The sequence below is a fragment of the Nonomuraea terrae genome (assembly GCF_004348995.1).
GTDB classification, from domain to species: Bacteria; Actinomycetota; Actinomycetes; order Streptosporangiales; family Streptosporangiaceae; genus Nonomuraea; species Nonomuraea terrae.
In genome coordinates this window covers 1-14,756 of record NZ_SMKQ01000062.1, presented here as the reverse complement: position 1 = coordinate 14,756, position 14,756 = coordinate 1, and the positions used below count along the sequence as shown (strand labels likewise).

12 protein-coding genes and 2 pseudogenes are annotated in these 14,756 nt (G+C 70.8%); 6 read left to right on the top strand and 8 right to left on the bottom strand.

What is annotated here, in order from left to right:
• Positions 1 to 727: 727 nt before the first annotated feature.
• Positions 728 to 1,039, bottom strand: coding sequence for an STAS domain-containing protein (locus E1286_RS21025; protein WP_132615080.1), 312 nt, complete (start codon positions 1,037 to 1,039; stop codon positions 728 to 730).
• Between the two features lie 710 nt (positions 1,040 to 1,749).
• Between E1286_RS21025 and E1286_RS21020 the strand changes: the two genes are divergently transcribed.
• Both E1286_RS21020 and E1286_RS21015 read left to right on the top strand, forming a co-directional pair.
• Positions 1,750 to 1,956, top strand: a complete 207-nt coding sequence (locus E1286_RS21020) for a cold-shock protein (protein WP_090764044.1) — start codon at positions 1,750 to 1,752, stop codon at positions 1,954 to 1,956.
• Between the two features lie 263 nt (positions 1,957 to 2,219).
• On the top strand, positions 2,220 to 2,972 hold the full coding sequence (locus E1286_RS21015) for a class I SAM-dependent methyltransferase (RefSeq protein ID WP_132615078.1): 753 nt from the start codon (positions 2,220 to 2,222) through the stop codon (positions 2,970 to 2,972).
• An 8-nt stretch (positions 2,973 to 2,980) separates the two neighbouring features.
• Here the strand turns inward: E1286_RS21015 and E1286_RS21010 are convergent, their stop codons facing one another.
• The gene (locus E1286_RS21010; protein ID WP_132615076.1) at positions 2,981 to 3,517 is read right to left on the bottom strand and encodes a helix-turn-helix domain-containing protein; all 537 of its coding nucleotides are present in this window, start codon (positions 3,515 to 3,517) and stop codon (positions 2,981 to 2,983) included.
• 100 nt (positions 3,518 to 3,617) lie between these two features.
• Here E1286_RS21010 and E1286_RS21005 point away from each other — a divergent pair, with 100 nt between their 5' ends.
• Together E1286_RS21005 and E1286_RS21000 are read left to right on the top strand one after the other, a co-directional pair.
• Positions 3,618 to 4,751 (top strand): aminotransferase class V-fold PLP-dependent enzyme, encoded by a 1,134-nt coding sequence (locus E1286_RS21005; protein WP_132615074.1) that lies wholly within the window; start codon positions 3,618 to 3,620, stop codon positions 4,749 to 4,751.
• 22 nt (positions 4,752 to 4,773) lie between these two features.
• On the top strand, positions 4,774 to 6,153 hold the full coding sequence (locus tag E1286_RS21000; protein ID WP_223190176.1) for an amino acid permease: 1,380 nt from the start codon (positions 4,774 to 4,776) through the stop codon (positions 6,151 to 6,153).
• 21 nt (positions 6,154 to 6,174) lie between these two features.
• Here E1286_RS21000 and E1286_RS20995 read toward each other — a convergent pair whose 3' ends face one another.
• The 5 genes and pseudogenes from E1286_RS20995 to E1286_RS20980 all read right to left on the bottom strand — a co-directional run bounded on the left by E1286_RS20995 (position 6,175) and on the right by E1286_RS20980 (position 10,444).
• Complete coding sequence (locus E1286_RS20995) at positions 6,175 to 6,390, bottom strand: PLD nuclease N-terminal domain-containing protein (RefSeq protein ID WP_132615072.1); 216 nt, start codon at positions 6,388 to 6,390, stop codon at positions 6,175 to 6,177.
• 49 nt (positions 6,391 to 6,439) lie between these two features.
• Complete coding sequence (locus E1286_RS20990) at positions 6,440 to 8,014, bottom strand: alkaline phosphatase D family protein (RefSeq protein WP_132615070.1); 1,575 nt, start codon at positions 8,012 to 8,014, stop codon at positions 6,440 to 6,442.
• Between the two features lie 387 nt (positions 8,015 to 8,401).
• Positions 8,402 to 9,130, bottom strand: a complete 729-nt coding sequence (locus tag E1286_RS20985) for an SDR family oxidoreductase (RefSeq protein WP_132615068.1) — start codon at positions 9,128 to 9,130, stop codon at positions 8,402 to 8,404.
• Between the two features lie 126 nt (positions 9,131 to 9,256).
• Positions 9,257 to 9,358 (bottom strand): annotated as a pseudogene (locus E1286_RS52085) (IS982 family transposase); the annotation flags it as partial.
• A gap of 6 nt (positions 9,359 to 9,364) precedes the next feature.
• A complete protein-coding gene (locus E1286_RS20980; RefSeq protein ID WP_132615066.1) occupies positions 9,365 to 10,444 on the bottom strand; it encodes a hypothetical protein in 1,080 nt (359 codons plus the stop codon).
• 497 nt (positions 10,445 to 10,941) lie between these two features.
• Here E1286_RS20980 and E1286_RS20975 point away from each other — a divergent pair.
• Positions 10,942 to 11,856 (top strand): annotated as a pseudogene (locus tag E1286_RS20975) (phosphotransferase).
• A 148-nt stretch (positions 11,857 to 12,004) separates the two neighbouring features.
• On the opposite strand, the gene E1286_RS20970 reads toward E1286_RS20975, so the two are convergent.
• Positions 12,005 to 13,255 carry an MFS transporter gene (locus E1286_RS20970; protein WP_132615064.1) on the bottom strand — a complete coding sequence of 417 codons (1,251 nt, stop codon included), beginning with the start codon at positions 13,253 to 13,255 and terminating at the stop codon, positions 12,005 to 12,007.
• 556 nt (positions 13,256 to 13,811) lie between these two features.
• On the opposite strand from E1286_RS20970, the gene E1286_RS20965 reads away from it, so the two are divergent.
• Positions 13,812 to 14,621 (top strand): SAM-dependent methyltransferase, encoded by an 810-nt coding sequence (locus E1286_RS20965; protein WP_246075012.1) that lies wholly within the window; start codon positions 13,812 to 13,814, stop codon positions 14,619 to 14,621.
• The last annotated feature ends 135 nt before the right edge of the window (positions 14,622 to 14,756 follow it).

Sequence of the window (14,756 nt, the reverse complement as noted above, 5' to 3'; positions counted from 1 at the left end):
GGGACGGATGTCCAAACCGGCCCGTCCGTCGGGGGCGTGCGAACCCGTCCGGTTCCTTCAGCTGCTGGTCGGCGGGGTCATCGGTGCCGGTTCGAACCGTACGGGAGTGGCGGCCTCGACGGGGGCGTGTGCCCGGTGCGCCCCGTGTTCCCCGTGGGCCACGCGGTCCCCATGGGCCCCGTGAGCGAGATGCCGGGCCACGCGCCGGCCGGGATGCGCGCGCGAGATCGCGACGCGGCGAACGCGGTGGGCGGGTCGTCGGTGTTGTCCGTGGGCGGCCGCCGGTCTGGAGTCCGGGGCGCCTTCCCCGGACTGCTCCTGAGGACCGGACGAGCGTGGCGGCGGGGGCAGCAGCGTCTCCTCCAGCAGCTGCATCAACATCAGGCCGATCAACGCCAAGAGCGGGATGGCCAAGGCCACGGCGAGGATGGGTGTTCACCTCCTGAGTTCGGCGCGCCGCGGATGCGAGCCGGCGGGGGTCGGCCCGGGGCTCCATCGCGAGCGCACGCGACGGGTCGGCATCTTGTTCAGGTACGCCGTCCGCTGCCCCGTTCGTGCCCATTCGAACGAAATCTCATCGATTGTCCGATTGGGCAGAATCATGATCTTCCACCTTCGTCGCGGCGGGAGCGGCCGCCGCCGGTTCGGGGATTCGCGGTCGGTGAGCCCTCCATCGTGGGAGCTACCTGCGCCTCTACCGCTGACAACCGCCCCTAAACCGGCCAGATCAGCCCATCAGCGGCAGGCTGTGCCGCAGGCCGGTGATGTTCAGCAGCCGGGTCATCCGCGGGCCTGGCCCCCGGAACCAGAGCGTGACGCCCTGGGTGCGCGCGCGGCGATGGGCGGCGACGAGCAGGCCGAGCCCGCCGGCATCGCAGAAGGTCACCCGTGACAGGTCGACGACGACCACGCGGTCACCGGCGCACAGCGCTGCCGTCAGCCGCCGGCGTACGGCGTCGCCGGTGCAGAGGTCGATCTCACCCGACAGGGCGACGACCGTCGGGGACGATTCGGGCGGCATGGAACGCCTGGCTGTCATGGGGTTCCCCTGATGGGTACGGGCAGCGAGCGTCGGAGACGGGCTCGATGGCAGGGAACGGGCCGTCCCGCCTGACCTGCTCGGCACCTGTCGGGCTTCGGTGGGCCCGCTCTGGTTCGCCGGGGCGATGTCGAACGGCGACGTCCGGAGATTCCCTCAGCAATACGAGGCTACCGGCGCCGACGACAATTACCCGATATATCGCCATACGGCGCACCGAATCCATTCGGTTGTTTGACCTGGTCGCGCCAGGATGCCGCAGCTGCCGGGCCATCCGAGAGCCCTTGACGTGCGACCGGCCGTGACACGTCCCCGGACGAGCCGCCCGCGAGCCTCGCCGACCGCCATCCCGGCGCGCGCCGCCGATGTGGTACCGCCGCGGCGCGGCGTGCACGACCCCGCGGACCGTACACATGACATTTTTTTGGGCAAAACCCGGACAACGGGAATAAAATCCCGGGGGGCTTATGCCGGGGTGCCCACCCACGACCGACGGCGACATGCAGGTGCGGGCGAGATTTGCTTCGCGTCCCGCGCTTGTGGTAACGTCGGGGACGTTGCAGTTGTGGTACCCAGCAAAAGACTTTGGCGCACCTGAGCAACTCGGGTGCGCTTTTTCTTTTTCCGGTCATCTCCGGGTGGGCTCATGCGGCGACAAGGGGTTTCGCAAGGTGCGTCACCCGTCTCAGCACCTATCTGAGGAGATCAAGATGGCTACCGGAACCGTGAAGTGGTTCAACTCCGAAAAGGGCTTCGGCTTCATCGCGCAGGACAACGGCGGCGCTGACGTCTTCGCGCACTACTCCAACATCGTCTCCAACGGCGGTTACCGTGAGCTCTTCGAGGGCCAGAAGGTGGCCTTCGACGTGGTCCAGGGCCAGAAGGGCCCGCAGGCGGAGAACATCGTCCCCGCCTGACACGGCACACGCCACGCGCCGGGGCCCGCACCTTTCACCAGGTGCGGGCCCCGGCCGCGTTTCCTGCCCTTTTCCCGGGATTCCCGTTGACCGGCAAAATTCCGGCAACCGACTAAAGCGTTTATATAGCGATATACGGCGAGATTTCATCTTCCCTCGCGGCCCGGTGGCCCTCACGGCCCTCCGCCGAACGGCGACCCCCGCCCGGTCGCGTCCCGGCGGGCGTGGTTGAATCGGCACGCCCGACCCCGGAGGAGGAAAGCATGCCGGTCGACCGCGAGCGCAGCGTGGTGTTCGGAAGCGTGGCCACGGAGTACGACTCCGCCCGTCCCGGCTATCCCGACCGGCTCGTCACCGACGTGCTCGCCTACGCGCCCCCCGGCCCCGCGCTGGAGGTGGGCGCCGGCACCGGCAAGGCCACGGTGAGCTTCGCCGCGCACGGCGCCGACCTCACCTGCGTCGAGCCCGACCCCCGCATGGCCGCCGTGCTGACCGCCAAGTGCCCGGACGCCCGTGTCGAGATCGGAATCTTCGAGCAGTACGTGCCCGACCGGCGCTTCGCCCTGCTCTACTCCGCCCAGGCCTGGCACTGGGTCGACCCCGACCGCCGCTGGGACCTCGCCCACGCGGTCCTGGTCCCGTCGGGCGCGGTCGCGGTCTTCTGGAACCAGTACGTCGTCACCGACCCCGCCCTGCGGGCCGAGCTCGCCGCCGTCGACCGGCGCTACGAGGTGACGACGTCCAGCCTGCACCGCAGCACCGAGGTCCGCGCCCAGCAGGCCGAGCACGAGCTGGCCGGCGACCCGCGCTGGACCGACCTGGAGGAGCGCCACTACGAGCATCCCGGCCGCTACGACGCCGGCCGTTACCTCGACCTGGTCCGGTCGATCTCGGCGTACCGGATGCTCGACGCCGGCGTCCGTGAGGCGCTGCTGGGCGAGATCGCCGCGCTCATCGGCGACGGCGTGGACATGACGTTCACCACCGACCTGACGCTCGGCCGCCGGGCGGACTGAGCACCGGTTCAGTAGCTGGGCGGGGTGACCGTGACGAGGAAGCCGGCCGGCTCCTCGCCCGGGTTGCGGTAGAGGTGCGGCAGCGAGGAGTCGAAGTAGCAGCTGTCGCCCGCCTCCAGCAGGTGCTCCGTGCCCGACACCTCCACCACGAGCCGGCCCCGCAGCACGAGCACGCACTCCTCCGACGGGTGCGACCAGGGCTCGGCGGCCGAGGACCCGCCCGGCAGCAGGCAGCCCTCCAGCACCTCCAGCCGCCCGTGGCCGTGTGACACGCGGGTGTAGGAGATGCCGCCGGCCGGCGACCTGACGCGCATCCGCCCCTCCCGCCGGACCACGGCCACCGCGGCGGCGGCCGGCTCCTGGAAGAGGCTGAACAGCGGCAGGTCCAGCACCTTCGCGATCTTCCTGAGCGTCTCCAGGCTCGGGTCGGCGAGGTCGCGCTCGACCTGGCTGATCAGCCCGCTCGACACACCGGCCGCGGCGGCGAGCTGGGCGAGGGTCAGCCCGCGCTCGGTACGCAGCTCACGGATCCTGGCGCCAATCACCCGCCGATCCTAGTTCACCCTCCGATGGGCAGCTTCGTGAGGATCAATGCCATTAAAGACGTATTGACCTGGTTAAAAGACCGCGGATAGGGTGCCCGAAATGTCAGAGATGCTGAACGCCACTCAGTTCCGGGCCGAGTTCCCCTCCCTGGCCGACGCCGTCCACCTCGCGAGCTGCAGCCAGGGCGCGCTGTCGTCGCGGCTGGCGTACGCGCTGCAGGAGATCGGGCATTCGCTGCGGGAGCAGGGCGCGCCGTGGGGGCGGTGGATGGCCGAGGTGGGCCGGGCCAAGGAGCGGTTCGCCCGGCTCATCGGCGCGCGGCCGGACGAGGTGGCCGTGCTGTCGTGCGCGTCGGAGGCCGCCTACCAGGCCGCCTCGTCGCTCGACTGGTCGCGCCGTCCGGGCGTCGTCACCACCGACCTGGAGTTCCCGTCGATCGCGCACGTCTGGCTGGCCCAGGGCAGGCGCGGCGCGAAGGTCACGGTGGCGGCCGACACCGGCGAGAACGTCGCGGCGGAGGCGTACGATGCCGTCATCGACGAGAGCGTCAACCTGGTGTCCGTGCCGCTGCACACCTACCGCAACGGCGCCCGCCTACCGGTCGAGGACGTCGCGCGCATCGCGCACGCGCGGGGCGCGCGGGTGTTCGTGGACGCCTACCAGGGCGCCGGCGTCGTTCCGATCGACGTCGACCGGCTGGGCTGCGACTACCTGGTGGCCGGGTCGTTGAAATACCTGCTAGGCCTGCCCGGCATCGCGTTCCTGTACGTGCGCGGCGGCCTGGAGCGGCAGCGCGACCCCGAGCTGACCGGCTGGTTCGGCCGCACGGACCCGTTCGCGTTCGATCCCCGGCTGCTCGACTTCCCCGCCGACGCCAGGCGCTTCGAGACCGGCACGCCGCCCGTCCCGTCGGCGTACGCGGCCAACGCGGGGCTGGACCTGATCGAGCGGGTGGACCTGCACGACGTGCGGGCGCACGTGTCGGCGCTGGTCGAGGAGCTGGCCGAGCGGCTGACGGCCGACGGCGAGCGGGTGGCGAGCCCGGCGGGCGCGCGCGGCCCGCAGGTGGCGATCTTCGACGCCGACCCGGACCGGCTGGCGGCGCGGCTGGCCGAGCGCCGCGTCTGGACGGCGCCGCGGGGCGACCTGCTGCGGCTGTCCTTCCACTACTACAACGACCGCTCCGACGTGGACGCGGTCGTCGACGCCATCCGCGCCTGCCGTAAGGCGTGATCATCCCCCCGAGAGGTCACCAGTGGACATCGACACCACCTCCGGCCTGCATCGCAGGCTGACCAGCCGACAGCTCACCATGATCGGGCTGGGCGGCGCGATCGGCACCGGGCTCTTCCTCGGCTCCAGCCTGGCGATCTCGCAGGCCGGCCCGGCGACCATCCTCGCCTACGTCATCTGCGCGGGCGTCGCCCTGGTGATCGGCTGGTCGCTGGCCGAGATGGTGGTCGTCCACCCGGAGGCGGGGGCGTTCGGGGCGATCGCCCACCGGTACCTGGGGCCGTGGGCCGGGTTCGTGGTGCGCTGGACGTACTGGACGATCCAGGTCATCGCGATCGGCGGCGAGGTGATCGCGGCGGGGATCTACGTGCAGTTCTGGTGGCCCGCGCTGCCGCTGTGGCTGCCCGTCGTGGTCTTCTCCGCGGTCGTGCTGGCGGTGAACGCGGTCGCGGTCAAGCTGTTCGGCGAGGTCGAGTACTGGTTCGCGATGATCAAGGTGGTGGCGATCGTCGTGTTCATCCTGCTCGGCGTGCTGCTCATCACCGTCGGCCTGCCCGGCGCCGAGTCCACCGGCACCGCCAACCTCACCGCCCACGACGGCTTCCTGCCGAACGGCGTGAACGGGCTGTTCCTGGCCATGGTGTTCGTGCTGTTCAGCTACATCGGCACCGAGGCCGTCTCGGTGACCGCCGCGGAGTCGGAGAACCCGGTGCGCGACATCCCGCGGGCGGCCCGCCGCATGGTCACCCGGCTGGCGCTGTTCTACGTGCTGGCCATCTCGGTCGTGCTCACCGTGGTGCCGTGGACGACCACCGCGCAGGGCGGCGAGGTGACCGAGAGCCCGTTCGTGAGCGTGTTCTCGGCGGCCGGCATCCCGGCGGCGGCGACCGTGATGAACTTCGTCGTGCTGACCGCCGCCCTGTCCAGCGCCAACACGAACCTCTACCTGACCACCAGGATGCTGCACTCGCTGGCCGCCAACCGGTACGCCCCCGCCTGGACCGGCCGGCTCAGCGCCTCGGGCGTGCCGCGCAACGCGCTCGCGCTGTCGGCGCTCGGGCTGGCACTGGCCGCGGGCGTCTCGGCGGCCAGCGAGAGCGGGGCGTACCTCGCGCTGTTCGGGGTGTCGGTGTTCGGGGCGCTGGTGGTGTGGTTCCTGATCCTGCTCACCCACCACGCCTTCCGGCGTACCCGCGCGGCGCAGGGGCTGCCGGCGTCGCCGGTGCGGCTGTGGGGCGCGCCGGTGACGTCGTCCGTGGTGATGGTCTTCCTGGCGGCCGTGCTGGTCTCGACGCTGTTCATCGACTCGCTGCGGCCGGCGTGGTGGGCGGGCGTGCCGTTCTTCGTGATCGTGAGCGTGGCGTACGTCGTCGCGTCGCGCCGCGCGGCCGCCAGAGCCTGATCGCGCGCCCGGGCGGCGGGATCACGAGCGGGGCCGGCGCCGTCCCCACAGCAGGTAGGCGATGGGCCCGACCGGCTGGACGAAGATTCCCGCCCACCACAGCGCCTTCCGCCCGCGCACGTCGTCCTGGGGGCGGAAGGCGAGATCCACCGCGACGGCCGAGGTCAGTGCGATCTCCGCGCATCCCGGCACCACCAGCGCGCCCCGTCGCCTCGTCGACATCTCGCTCCAGCGCATGGGGGGTCCTTCCTCGCTTCTCCGCCACCAGAGTGCCAGATGGCGGCGGCTAGAGCCTGATCGCGCCGGGACGGCGGTCCTCGACGACGAACGACGCGAACGTCGTCGCGGCGGCGTCGGGCCGGCTGACGGTCGGCACCATGCGCAGGTCGGTGCGCCACTGGTGCCGATCCACCCGGCAGGTGGCGTAGCCGCGCCGGTCGCCGTCGAAGAACTTGATGTGCGGGTTCCACTTGATCATGGGCCCGTAGTAGGGGCCGTAGACCTCGTCGTCGCCGTTCGTGGTGATCGACGTGCCGACGAACTCCGTCGCCACGACCGGCGAGTCGGGCCGGTCGAAATCCTGGTGGATGTCGTTGACGAAGGTCGAGTGCCAGTCGCCGGCGACCAGGATCGGGTTGCGCACCTTGGCCGAGACGAACGTGTCGGTGATGGCGCGGCGCGAGGCCGGGTAGCCGTCCCAGGCGTCGTGCCAGATGATGTCGCCGGTGGGGCCGTCGTGGTCGAGGCGGGCCATCATCACGCTGGTCGCGATCACGTTCCAGCGGGCCTTCGACGCGCGCAGCCCGTCCAGCAGCCAGCGTTCCTGGGCGGCGCCGAGCATGGTGCCCTTCGTCGGGTCGTCGCCCGCCGCACACGCGGGGGCCTCGCCCCAACCGCACGGCGGCGCGCTGCGGTACTGGCGGGTGTCCAGCAGGTCGATCTGCGCCAGGCGGCCCCAGTTCGTCCGGCCGTGGAGCAGCAGCGAGCCGTCGGGGCGGGGAAGTGAGCGGCGGCTGACGGGCTGGTGCTCGTACCACGCCTTGTAGGCGGCGGCGCGGTTGGCGTCGATCGGGCCGTACGCGCCGGCGTAGTCGTTGGCCACCTCGTGGTCGTCCCAGGTGACCAGCCAGGGGAAGCGGGCGTGGGTGCGCCGCAGGTCGGGGTCGGACTTGTACAGGGCGTACTGCATGCGCCAGCGGTCGAGGTCGCGCGGGCCGTCGCGGAGCACGTCGGGCGTGGGGGTCTTGCGCAGGCCGCCGTCGGCGGGCACGCCGTACTCGTAGACGTAGTCGCCGAGGTGGACGACCAGGTCGAGGTCCTCTTCGGCCATGCTCCGGTACGCCGCGTAGTAGCCGTGCGTCCAGTCCTGGCAGGAGGCGAAGGCGAAGCTCAGCGAGCCCGGACCGCCGTGCTCGGGGGGCGCGGTACGGGTGCGGCCGACCTCGGACACGTCGCCGCGGTAGCGGAAGCGGTAGTAGTAGTGCCGCTTCGGCTCCAGCCCGTCCACCTCGACGTGCACCGAGTGGGCGAGCTCCGGCAGCGCCGAGACGGTGCCGCGCCGGACGACCTTGTTCATGTTCTCGTCCAGGGCGAGCTGCCAGTCGACCGGCACCGCGCTGGTCGGCATGCCGCCGTCGGGGCTGAACGGGTCCGGCGCGAGCCGGGTCCACAGCACGACGCCGTCGGGCGTGGGGTCGCCCGAGGCGATGCCGAGGGTGAACGGGTACGCGCCCCCGCGCAGGGCGGGGGCGGCGAGCGCGGTGCCTTCGAGCGGGACCTGGCTGAAGGCGGCCAGCCCGGCGACGGCGCCGACGCCGGCGAGGAAGCCGCGGCGGCGTAAGGGATTGTTCGGGGAGATCACCGGGTCATCGCAGCGGCCCCGCCCGACCGCCAGGTGTCCCCTGGCGGACCTGAACGTGACTTTTCCCCCAAAGATTGCGTTACGTGCAGGGGGCCTCAGGCATGGCAGTGACCTCCCGGCGTGCTCGTCGGGGCCAGGTCGATGGCGGGGTCGAGGTCGAAGAACCCGGCGGGCTTGAGCGTGGAGCCGGTGGCGGGCGGCTCGGCGACGTCTCCCCTGGGGGGACGTCCGGCTGCTGATGTTCGGCGCCTGCACGAGCTGCGCCGGCTCGGCAGTGCGATCGATGCCGGCTTCGCCGACCAGGGTCTCGATGTTGCCTGAGTGCCTGTGGTCCTGAGCGGCGGTGGCTTGCCGGACCTGGCATCAGTCGGCGTGCGAGGGCACTGCTCAGACCTGTTCGAAGTGGAACGCTTTGATGAAGCAGTCGCGGGGCTGGGCGACGGCGAAGAGGATGCACTCCACGAGCGAGTGCGCGGTGAGGGCGTCCTTGGCCGCGCGCGGGGTGGTCTCCCATTCCTCGGAGAGCGGGTCGGCGTTGTCGAAGTCAGGCGGGTAGAGCGAGATCACCCGGACCCCTTGAGGACGCAGGCGCTTGGAGAGGATCTCGGCGAACCCTGCCTGAGCGCTCTTGGCCGCGTAGAAGGCGTCGTGCGCGTCCGACCGGTGGTGGCCCGGTGTTCCGCAGGCGGAGACCATCGTCACGACATCTGGTATCTCCGAGTTGCGCAGCAGAGGGAGGAAGCTCTTGGTGGTCAGGACCGTGCCGGTGGCGCCAGAGGCGATGGTGTCGACAACGTCGGCGTCGGTTGCGGACAGCAGGTCCGGCCCTGCCAGGTAGCGAGAGCCGTTGTTGATCAGTACGTCGACGCGGTCCGTGTGTTCCGCGACGCTGGAAGCGAAGTCGCGGATCGAGGAGGGGTCCGTCAGGTCGCAGGCGAAGGCGTGCACCCGCTGATGGCCGCGGTTGCGAATCTCGTCGCGGACTCGTTGAGCGGCGGCGAGTTCGCGTGCCGAGAGGAAGACCTCGGCGCCGAGGTCCGCGAGGCGGATGGCCAGGGTTCGCCCGAAGTCGCGGCCGGCGGCCGTGATGACGACGCGGTGATCGTCCCATCTCATGGTGTCGCTCCTGGTTCGTGGATCGGTTGGTGCGGTGCATTGCGGCGGCTGACATCGGCGGCGTAGGCGGCCCAGTCCCCGGCTGATGCTTTCTGCCACTGAACGGCGACCTTGATGCGGAACGTACGACTGGGCCACTGCCAGGGTCAGTAACTCGGCATCGGTGAGTTTGGGCGGGGGTCCTTGGCGGGATGCGTCTCCTGGCCAGTCGTCGATCGTCACGTACAGTGCGGTCTAGCGGCCCAGCCAGGCGTCCAGGCGGGACAGCAGCTGCGCCGTGGGGATCTTGCCGCCTGTGGACCCTGTGTACACGGCCTGGCAGGGGGCGCGCCAGATCCGTACCTCGGCGATGGCGCCGGTGCTGTCGCCTACCCACACCACGTCGAGTGCTGCCGGCCGCGTGGATCTCGCCAGCCCGCAGTCAGTGAGGTTGGTGACGTTCTCCGTTCCTCCGCTGCCTGTCACGGTGTTCGCGGCCGTCGAAGTGTTGATCAGCGAACGCACGGATACGAGATCGTCCGGGATGCGGACCTGGGCTCGCAGCCGGAGCAGGTCGCCGTCGAGCCGGTACCGGCAGGCGGTGGCCGCCGACAGCGGGCTGGGCAGGAAAGTGCGCCAACCGGGGCCCCGGTTGGCCGCGACGTCATCTCGCGGCCAACCCCGTGCGTGTGTCAGGTCGATGTCCGCGGCGGGCAACTCGGCCGCGCATCCGGCGAGCGCCGAGGGCTTCGGCCGAGTCTCCAGTTGGGCCCGGTAATGGCGGAGAAAGGCGTCACTCGGATTGCCGAACCTCGTCCGGTCCGCGTACCGGGCGGTGCCGCAGTTGCGGTCCACCAGCACGACGGCGGATGTGCGCCCGTCCCCGTAGTGCACGACGAAGGACAGGCTCGTGCCGTAACCGACGGCGGTGCACACCTCGCCGAGGTGGAGGTCGTCTCCCAGAACGTGTCCTTTGGCCGCCTCCCGCTCACGCAGCTCGGCCTCCAGTACGTCGCGCGTGGGTAACGCGTTGAGCTCGGCGACCATCGCGTCGACCTGAGTGGTGAGTTTTCTGACCGGTACCGAAACGCGCGGCAACGCTCCCGCGAGCCGCTGCGCCGTCGCCAGTGGCAGCTCACACATCGTCACGGAGACGGCCCCGTCGGCGGGCACCAGCGCCCCCGGCCGATCGCCGCCCTCCCACCCGCCGGCGGGCGAGGTCGGGCACCCGTCGACTCCGAGCCGCGGGCCGAGGTTGTGCAGCGGGAAGGCGGCTGGAGCCGCGAACAGCAGCGCGAACACTCCCGCGATGACTCCGCCGATGCGCAGCACCATGGAAGAAGAATGTACGGGGTGACAGCCGTTGTGTGGGTGCGACCGGAAAACGGCGGGATCCACCACGAGGAATCTTGTCAGGCGAACCGCCGACGGTGCACCCGGTCGTATTCGGCGTGCTGGACCAGGCGGCATGCGCCTCGGCCTCGCCGACCAGGTCGTGTCCTGACCATCCACGCTCAGCGATCATCCGCTTGACGAAAGCTGCAGCGACTCACACCGTTCAGGCCTGCGAAGCGGGCTATCGGCTCGATATCCGCTGTGCGGGTTCGTGAATCGCCTTGGACGGCAAATCCCGATGGGCTCGTTCACCCATACGTAGGCGAGGAACGACCAGGCTTGGAGGATCTGGGCCCCGATGACCAGCGGCCGCGCGCCGAATCGGTCGGCCGGCGTCCCGGCCCACAGGGGGATGGGAATGGTGACCGCGTTGGCCGCGCCCAGCAGGGTGCCCAGCACGGCGAGCCCCGGCTGCCATCCGGCTACTGTTGCTCTCCATGACGCACACCGAGATCGAGGTGACCGCGGAGTTGGTGCGGGATCTGCTCCGCGAGCAGCACCCCGACCTGGCCGATCATCCGGTGAGGCTCGGCGCGCGTGGCTGGGACAACCAGCTGTGGCGGCTCGGCGACGACCTCGCCGTCCGGTTGCCCTGGGCGACGCAGTCCGCGGACGCGCTGCTGCTCAAGGAGCACACCTGGCTGCCCGTCCTCGCCCCGCGCCTTCCGCTGCCGGTTCCCGTTCCGCAGCGCCTCGGGGAGCCCTCCGCGCGGTTTCCGCGGCCCTGGATCGTCACGACCTGGGTGCGGGGCACGCCCGCCGACCGTGCCCCTGTCACGCGCGCCGCGGAGGCGGCCACCGCCCTGGCCGCATTCCTGACGGCACTTCACCACCCTGCCCCCGAACAGGCGCCCACCGGCCGGGACCGCGGAGGGCCGCTGGCCGGCTACTCCGAGGGTTTCGCCAAAGGGCTCGCCTCGGCCACCTAGCTGGGGCTCATCCCCGACCCGGACGCCGTCCGCGCGGTCTGGGAAGACGCCGCCGCGTCCGGCTGGGCCGGCCCGGCGCTCTGGCTCCACGGCGACCTGCATCCGGCCAACGTCCTCACCGCGGACGGCGCCATCTGCGGCGTGATCGACTTCGGCGACCTCTTCGCGGGCGACCCGGCCTGCGACCTCGCTGCCGCCTGGATTCTCCTGCCGGACGACACGACCGACCGCTTTCATGCCGCCTACCAGCCGGCCCCGGACGCCGCGACCCTGCGCCGCGCCCGCGGATGGGCGGTGCTCCGCGCCCTCAGCGGCATCCTCATCGGCGAAGCCGGCGTCCGCGGCCGCCCAGGCGGCAAGGCCACATGGGGCCCACCCGCCCAGGCCGCACTGCGACGCCTCATCGCGACGACCCAGCACTGACCAACCGCTCCGCGCACCGGGCGGGATTGCTTGACCGGACCCGTCGAACCCGTCCGGTCGGCAGCGGCGCCGGATCACGGCGAGGCTCCGTGGTCGTTGTTCGCTCACTGCCGCTCGGCTGTCACCATCGCGTCCGTGTCCGAGGCTGTCAGGGCGCTTCTTTCCAGGCGGGCAGTTCCTCGATGTCGCGGGTGCCGCGCAGGGCGCCGCAGAGGGGCAGCGGGGAGAGCAGGACGATCACGGCGGCCGTCCACAGCGTGGCGCGCGGCCCCGCCGTCTCCCCCACAACGCCGCCGAGGAGGGCGCCGATGGGGAAGACGCCCATCATGAAGAAGCGCATGGTGGCGTTGACCCGGTTCAGCAGGTGTCCGGGGCACAGGCGCTGGCGCAGGGTGACGTTCGTGACCGAGTAGACGATCTGGCCGAGCTCGCCGGTCGCGGTGCCGATCACGAGCAGGACGACCCCCCACCCGGGTTCCGCCAGCGGTCCGAGCAGCGCCACGGGGCCGGTCACGGCCAGCGAGAGCCAGATGATCCGGGCGGAGCCGAAGCGCCGGGCGAGGCGGGGCGTGAGGGCCGCGCCGATCATGACGGCGGTCGAGCCGAAAGCGAGGACGACCCCGATCGCCACGGGCGACAGGCCGAGGGTGCGCACCATGAAGACGAAGCCGGCCGCCGAGGCGACGGCGAAGGCGAAGTTGCAGGCGGCGCTGGTCAGCAGGGTCGCGCGGAGCAGCCGGGTCCGTACGACGAAGGCCAGGCCGCGGCGGATCTCCGTACCGAGCCGCTCCCCTCGCGGCCGGGGCGGGGCGGCCGGTTCGCGCGTCGTGATCGCCAGCAGCGACGCGGCCGACACGGCGAACGCGGCCACCTGGATCAGCACCACGTTCGCGGCCCCGACCAGGGTGGACGCCCAGCCGCCGATCCCCGGACCGGCCAGCTGGCCGCCGGCGCGGATGGTCTCCATGGCCGCGTTCCCGGCGAGCAGGCCACCCTTGCCGACGACGGAGGGCAGGTAGCTCTGGTAGCCGACGTCGAAGAAGACCCGGGCGGCGCCGGTCAGCAGCGAGACGAGCACGAGGTGTGTGATGGACAGCGTGCCGAGAAGGGCCGCCACGGGGATCGTGGCCAGGAGCGCGGCGCGTACGAGGTCGGCGGCGACGAGGACCGGGCGGCGGCGCCACCGGTCGAGCCAGGCGCCGGCGGGCAGGCCGATCAGCGCGAACGCGATCGTCCCCGAGGCGGTGACGAGGCCGAGCTGCAGCGGGGACGCCTGCAGGGTCACGACAGCGAGCAGGGGGATGGCGACCATGCTCACCTGCGCGCCGAGCTGGCTGGTGGTCTGGCCGAGAAGGAGCAGGCGGAAATCGCGCTGCCGGAACGTGGGGTCGCCGGGCATCGAATCCTCCAGAGAGCCGGTGGGGTCGGACCCCCACCCGCGGCTCCGAAGGCGTCGCCAGGGGTGGGGGACGTTACCGGTCCCTCCTGGGCGGCGTCAAATCAGGGGTGCGTTCCGCCGGGAAGATCGCCGCTCACGCCCGAGATCGCGAATTTCGCCACACCCATTCCGACATTCAAGGATCGTGATGGTTTGACACAGGGAACGTATCTAGCGTGACCTTGTCCCAATCCTCCCATCGGTACCAGCCACCGTCGCAGAACCCCGGCGGTCTGGCGAAGACGATCATTCGGACGCCCCGCCGGCTCGTATCTCAAGAGGAAATCACCAGGTCAGGACGGTCACCAGCGCGCCGTGCGGCGCTCTCGGAGAGGGCCTCCGCGCGCATTCAGGTAACAAACATTTCCTGAAATAACCGGTCTATCGTATTGTCATTGACTGGAATTGTTGGAACATATGGTCAGAGTCATCGAGTGAGGTCCATAGATCGCTTCCAGGAGAAGACGGCGGCGAGGGGAAAGGGGCGACGCTCATGCACCAACGTGCTGTCCGAAACTTGGCCAAGCTCGATACGACGCAAGCCAGAATCACGCGGATTTTCGACGCGGCGGCCGGCGGGAAGAACAACTTCCTGGCGGACAGGGACACGGTGCGCCATTTCGACCAGGCGACCCCGGCCCTCACGAACGCGGCCCGCGCCGTGCTGGAGTTCCTGACCCGGACGATCCGCCATCTGGCCGCGGGCGAGGGCGTCGACCAGTTCATGATCGTGGGCAGCGGCATCCCCGGCCTGCCGGACGGGCTCTTGCTGCACGACATCGCCCGCCGCGCCGCCGCGACGCGTGATCTGCGGGTGGTGTACGTGGAGAACAACCCGATGGTCGTGACCATGGCGCAGGCCACCGTGGAGCCCTTCACCGACCTGGTCCGCGTGGTCGACGGCGACGTTCGGGAGATCGACGAGATGCTCCACGACCACGTCGTCCAGACGTACCTCGACTGGGACCGGCCGGTGGCGATCCTGCTGCTGTCGACGTACTGTCTCGACGAGGACGAGTACGCCCACTACGTCGTCAAGCGGCTGCGGCACACGGCGGCGCCCGGGAGCTTCCTCGGCCTGCTGCACACGACGTTCGACGGCGTGCCGGACGAGCTGCTGCCGGCGATCAGCGACCTGCTCGCCATGACGCTGCCCCGTCTCGCGATCCGCTCCCGCGAGGAGGTCGAGTCTCTGCTGGAGGGCCTGGACCTGCTGGAGCCGGGCCTGGTCTGGGTGCCGGAGTGGCGTCCGGACGGCTCCGCCGTCGCCTGCGCCGCCGACCCCGCCGCCTCGGGCACCTACGGCGCCCTGGCCCACATCCCCTGACCCTCGCGCGCGAAACAATCTTGTCCGCGGCGGATTCCCAAGAGTGAACATCAGCGTTTATCGTGGCATTGGGAGCGCTCCCAACCTGAGAGGTCTGATGCTGATGGCCCTTCCCCCCGGGCCCCTGTCCGCCCC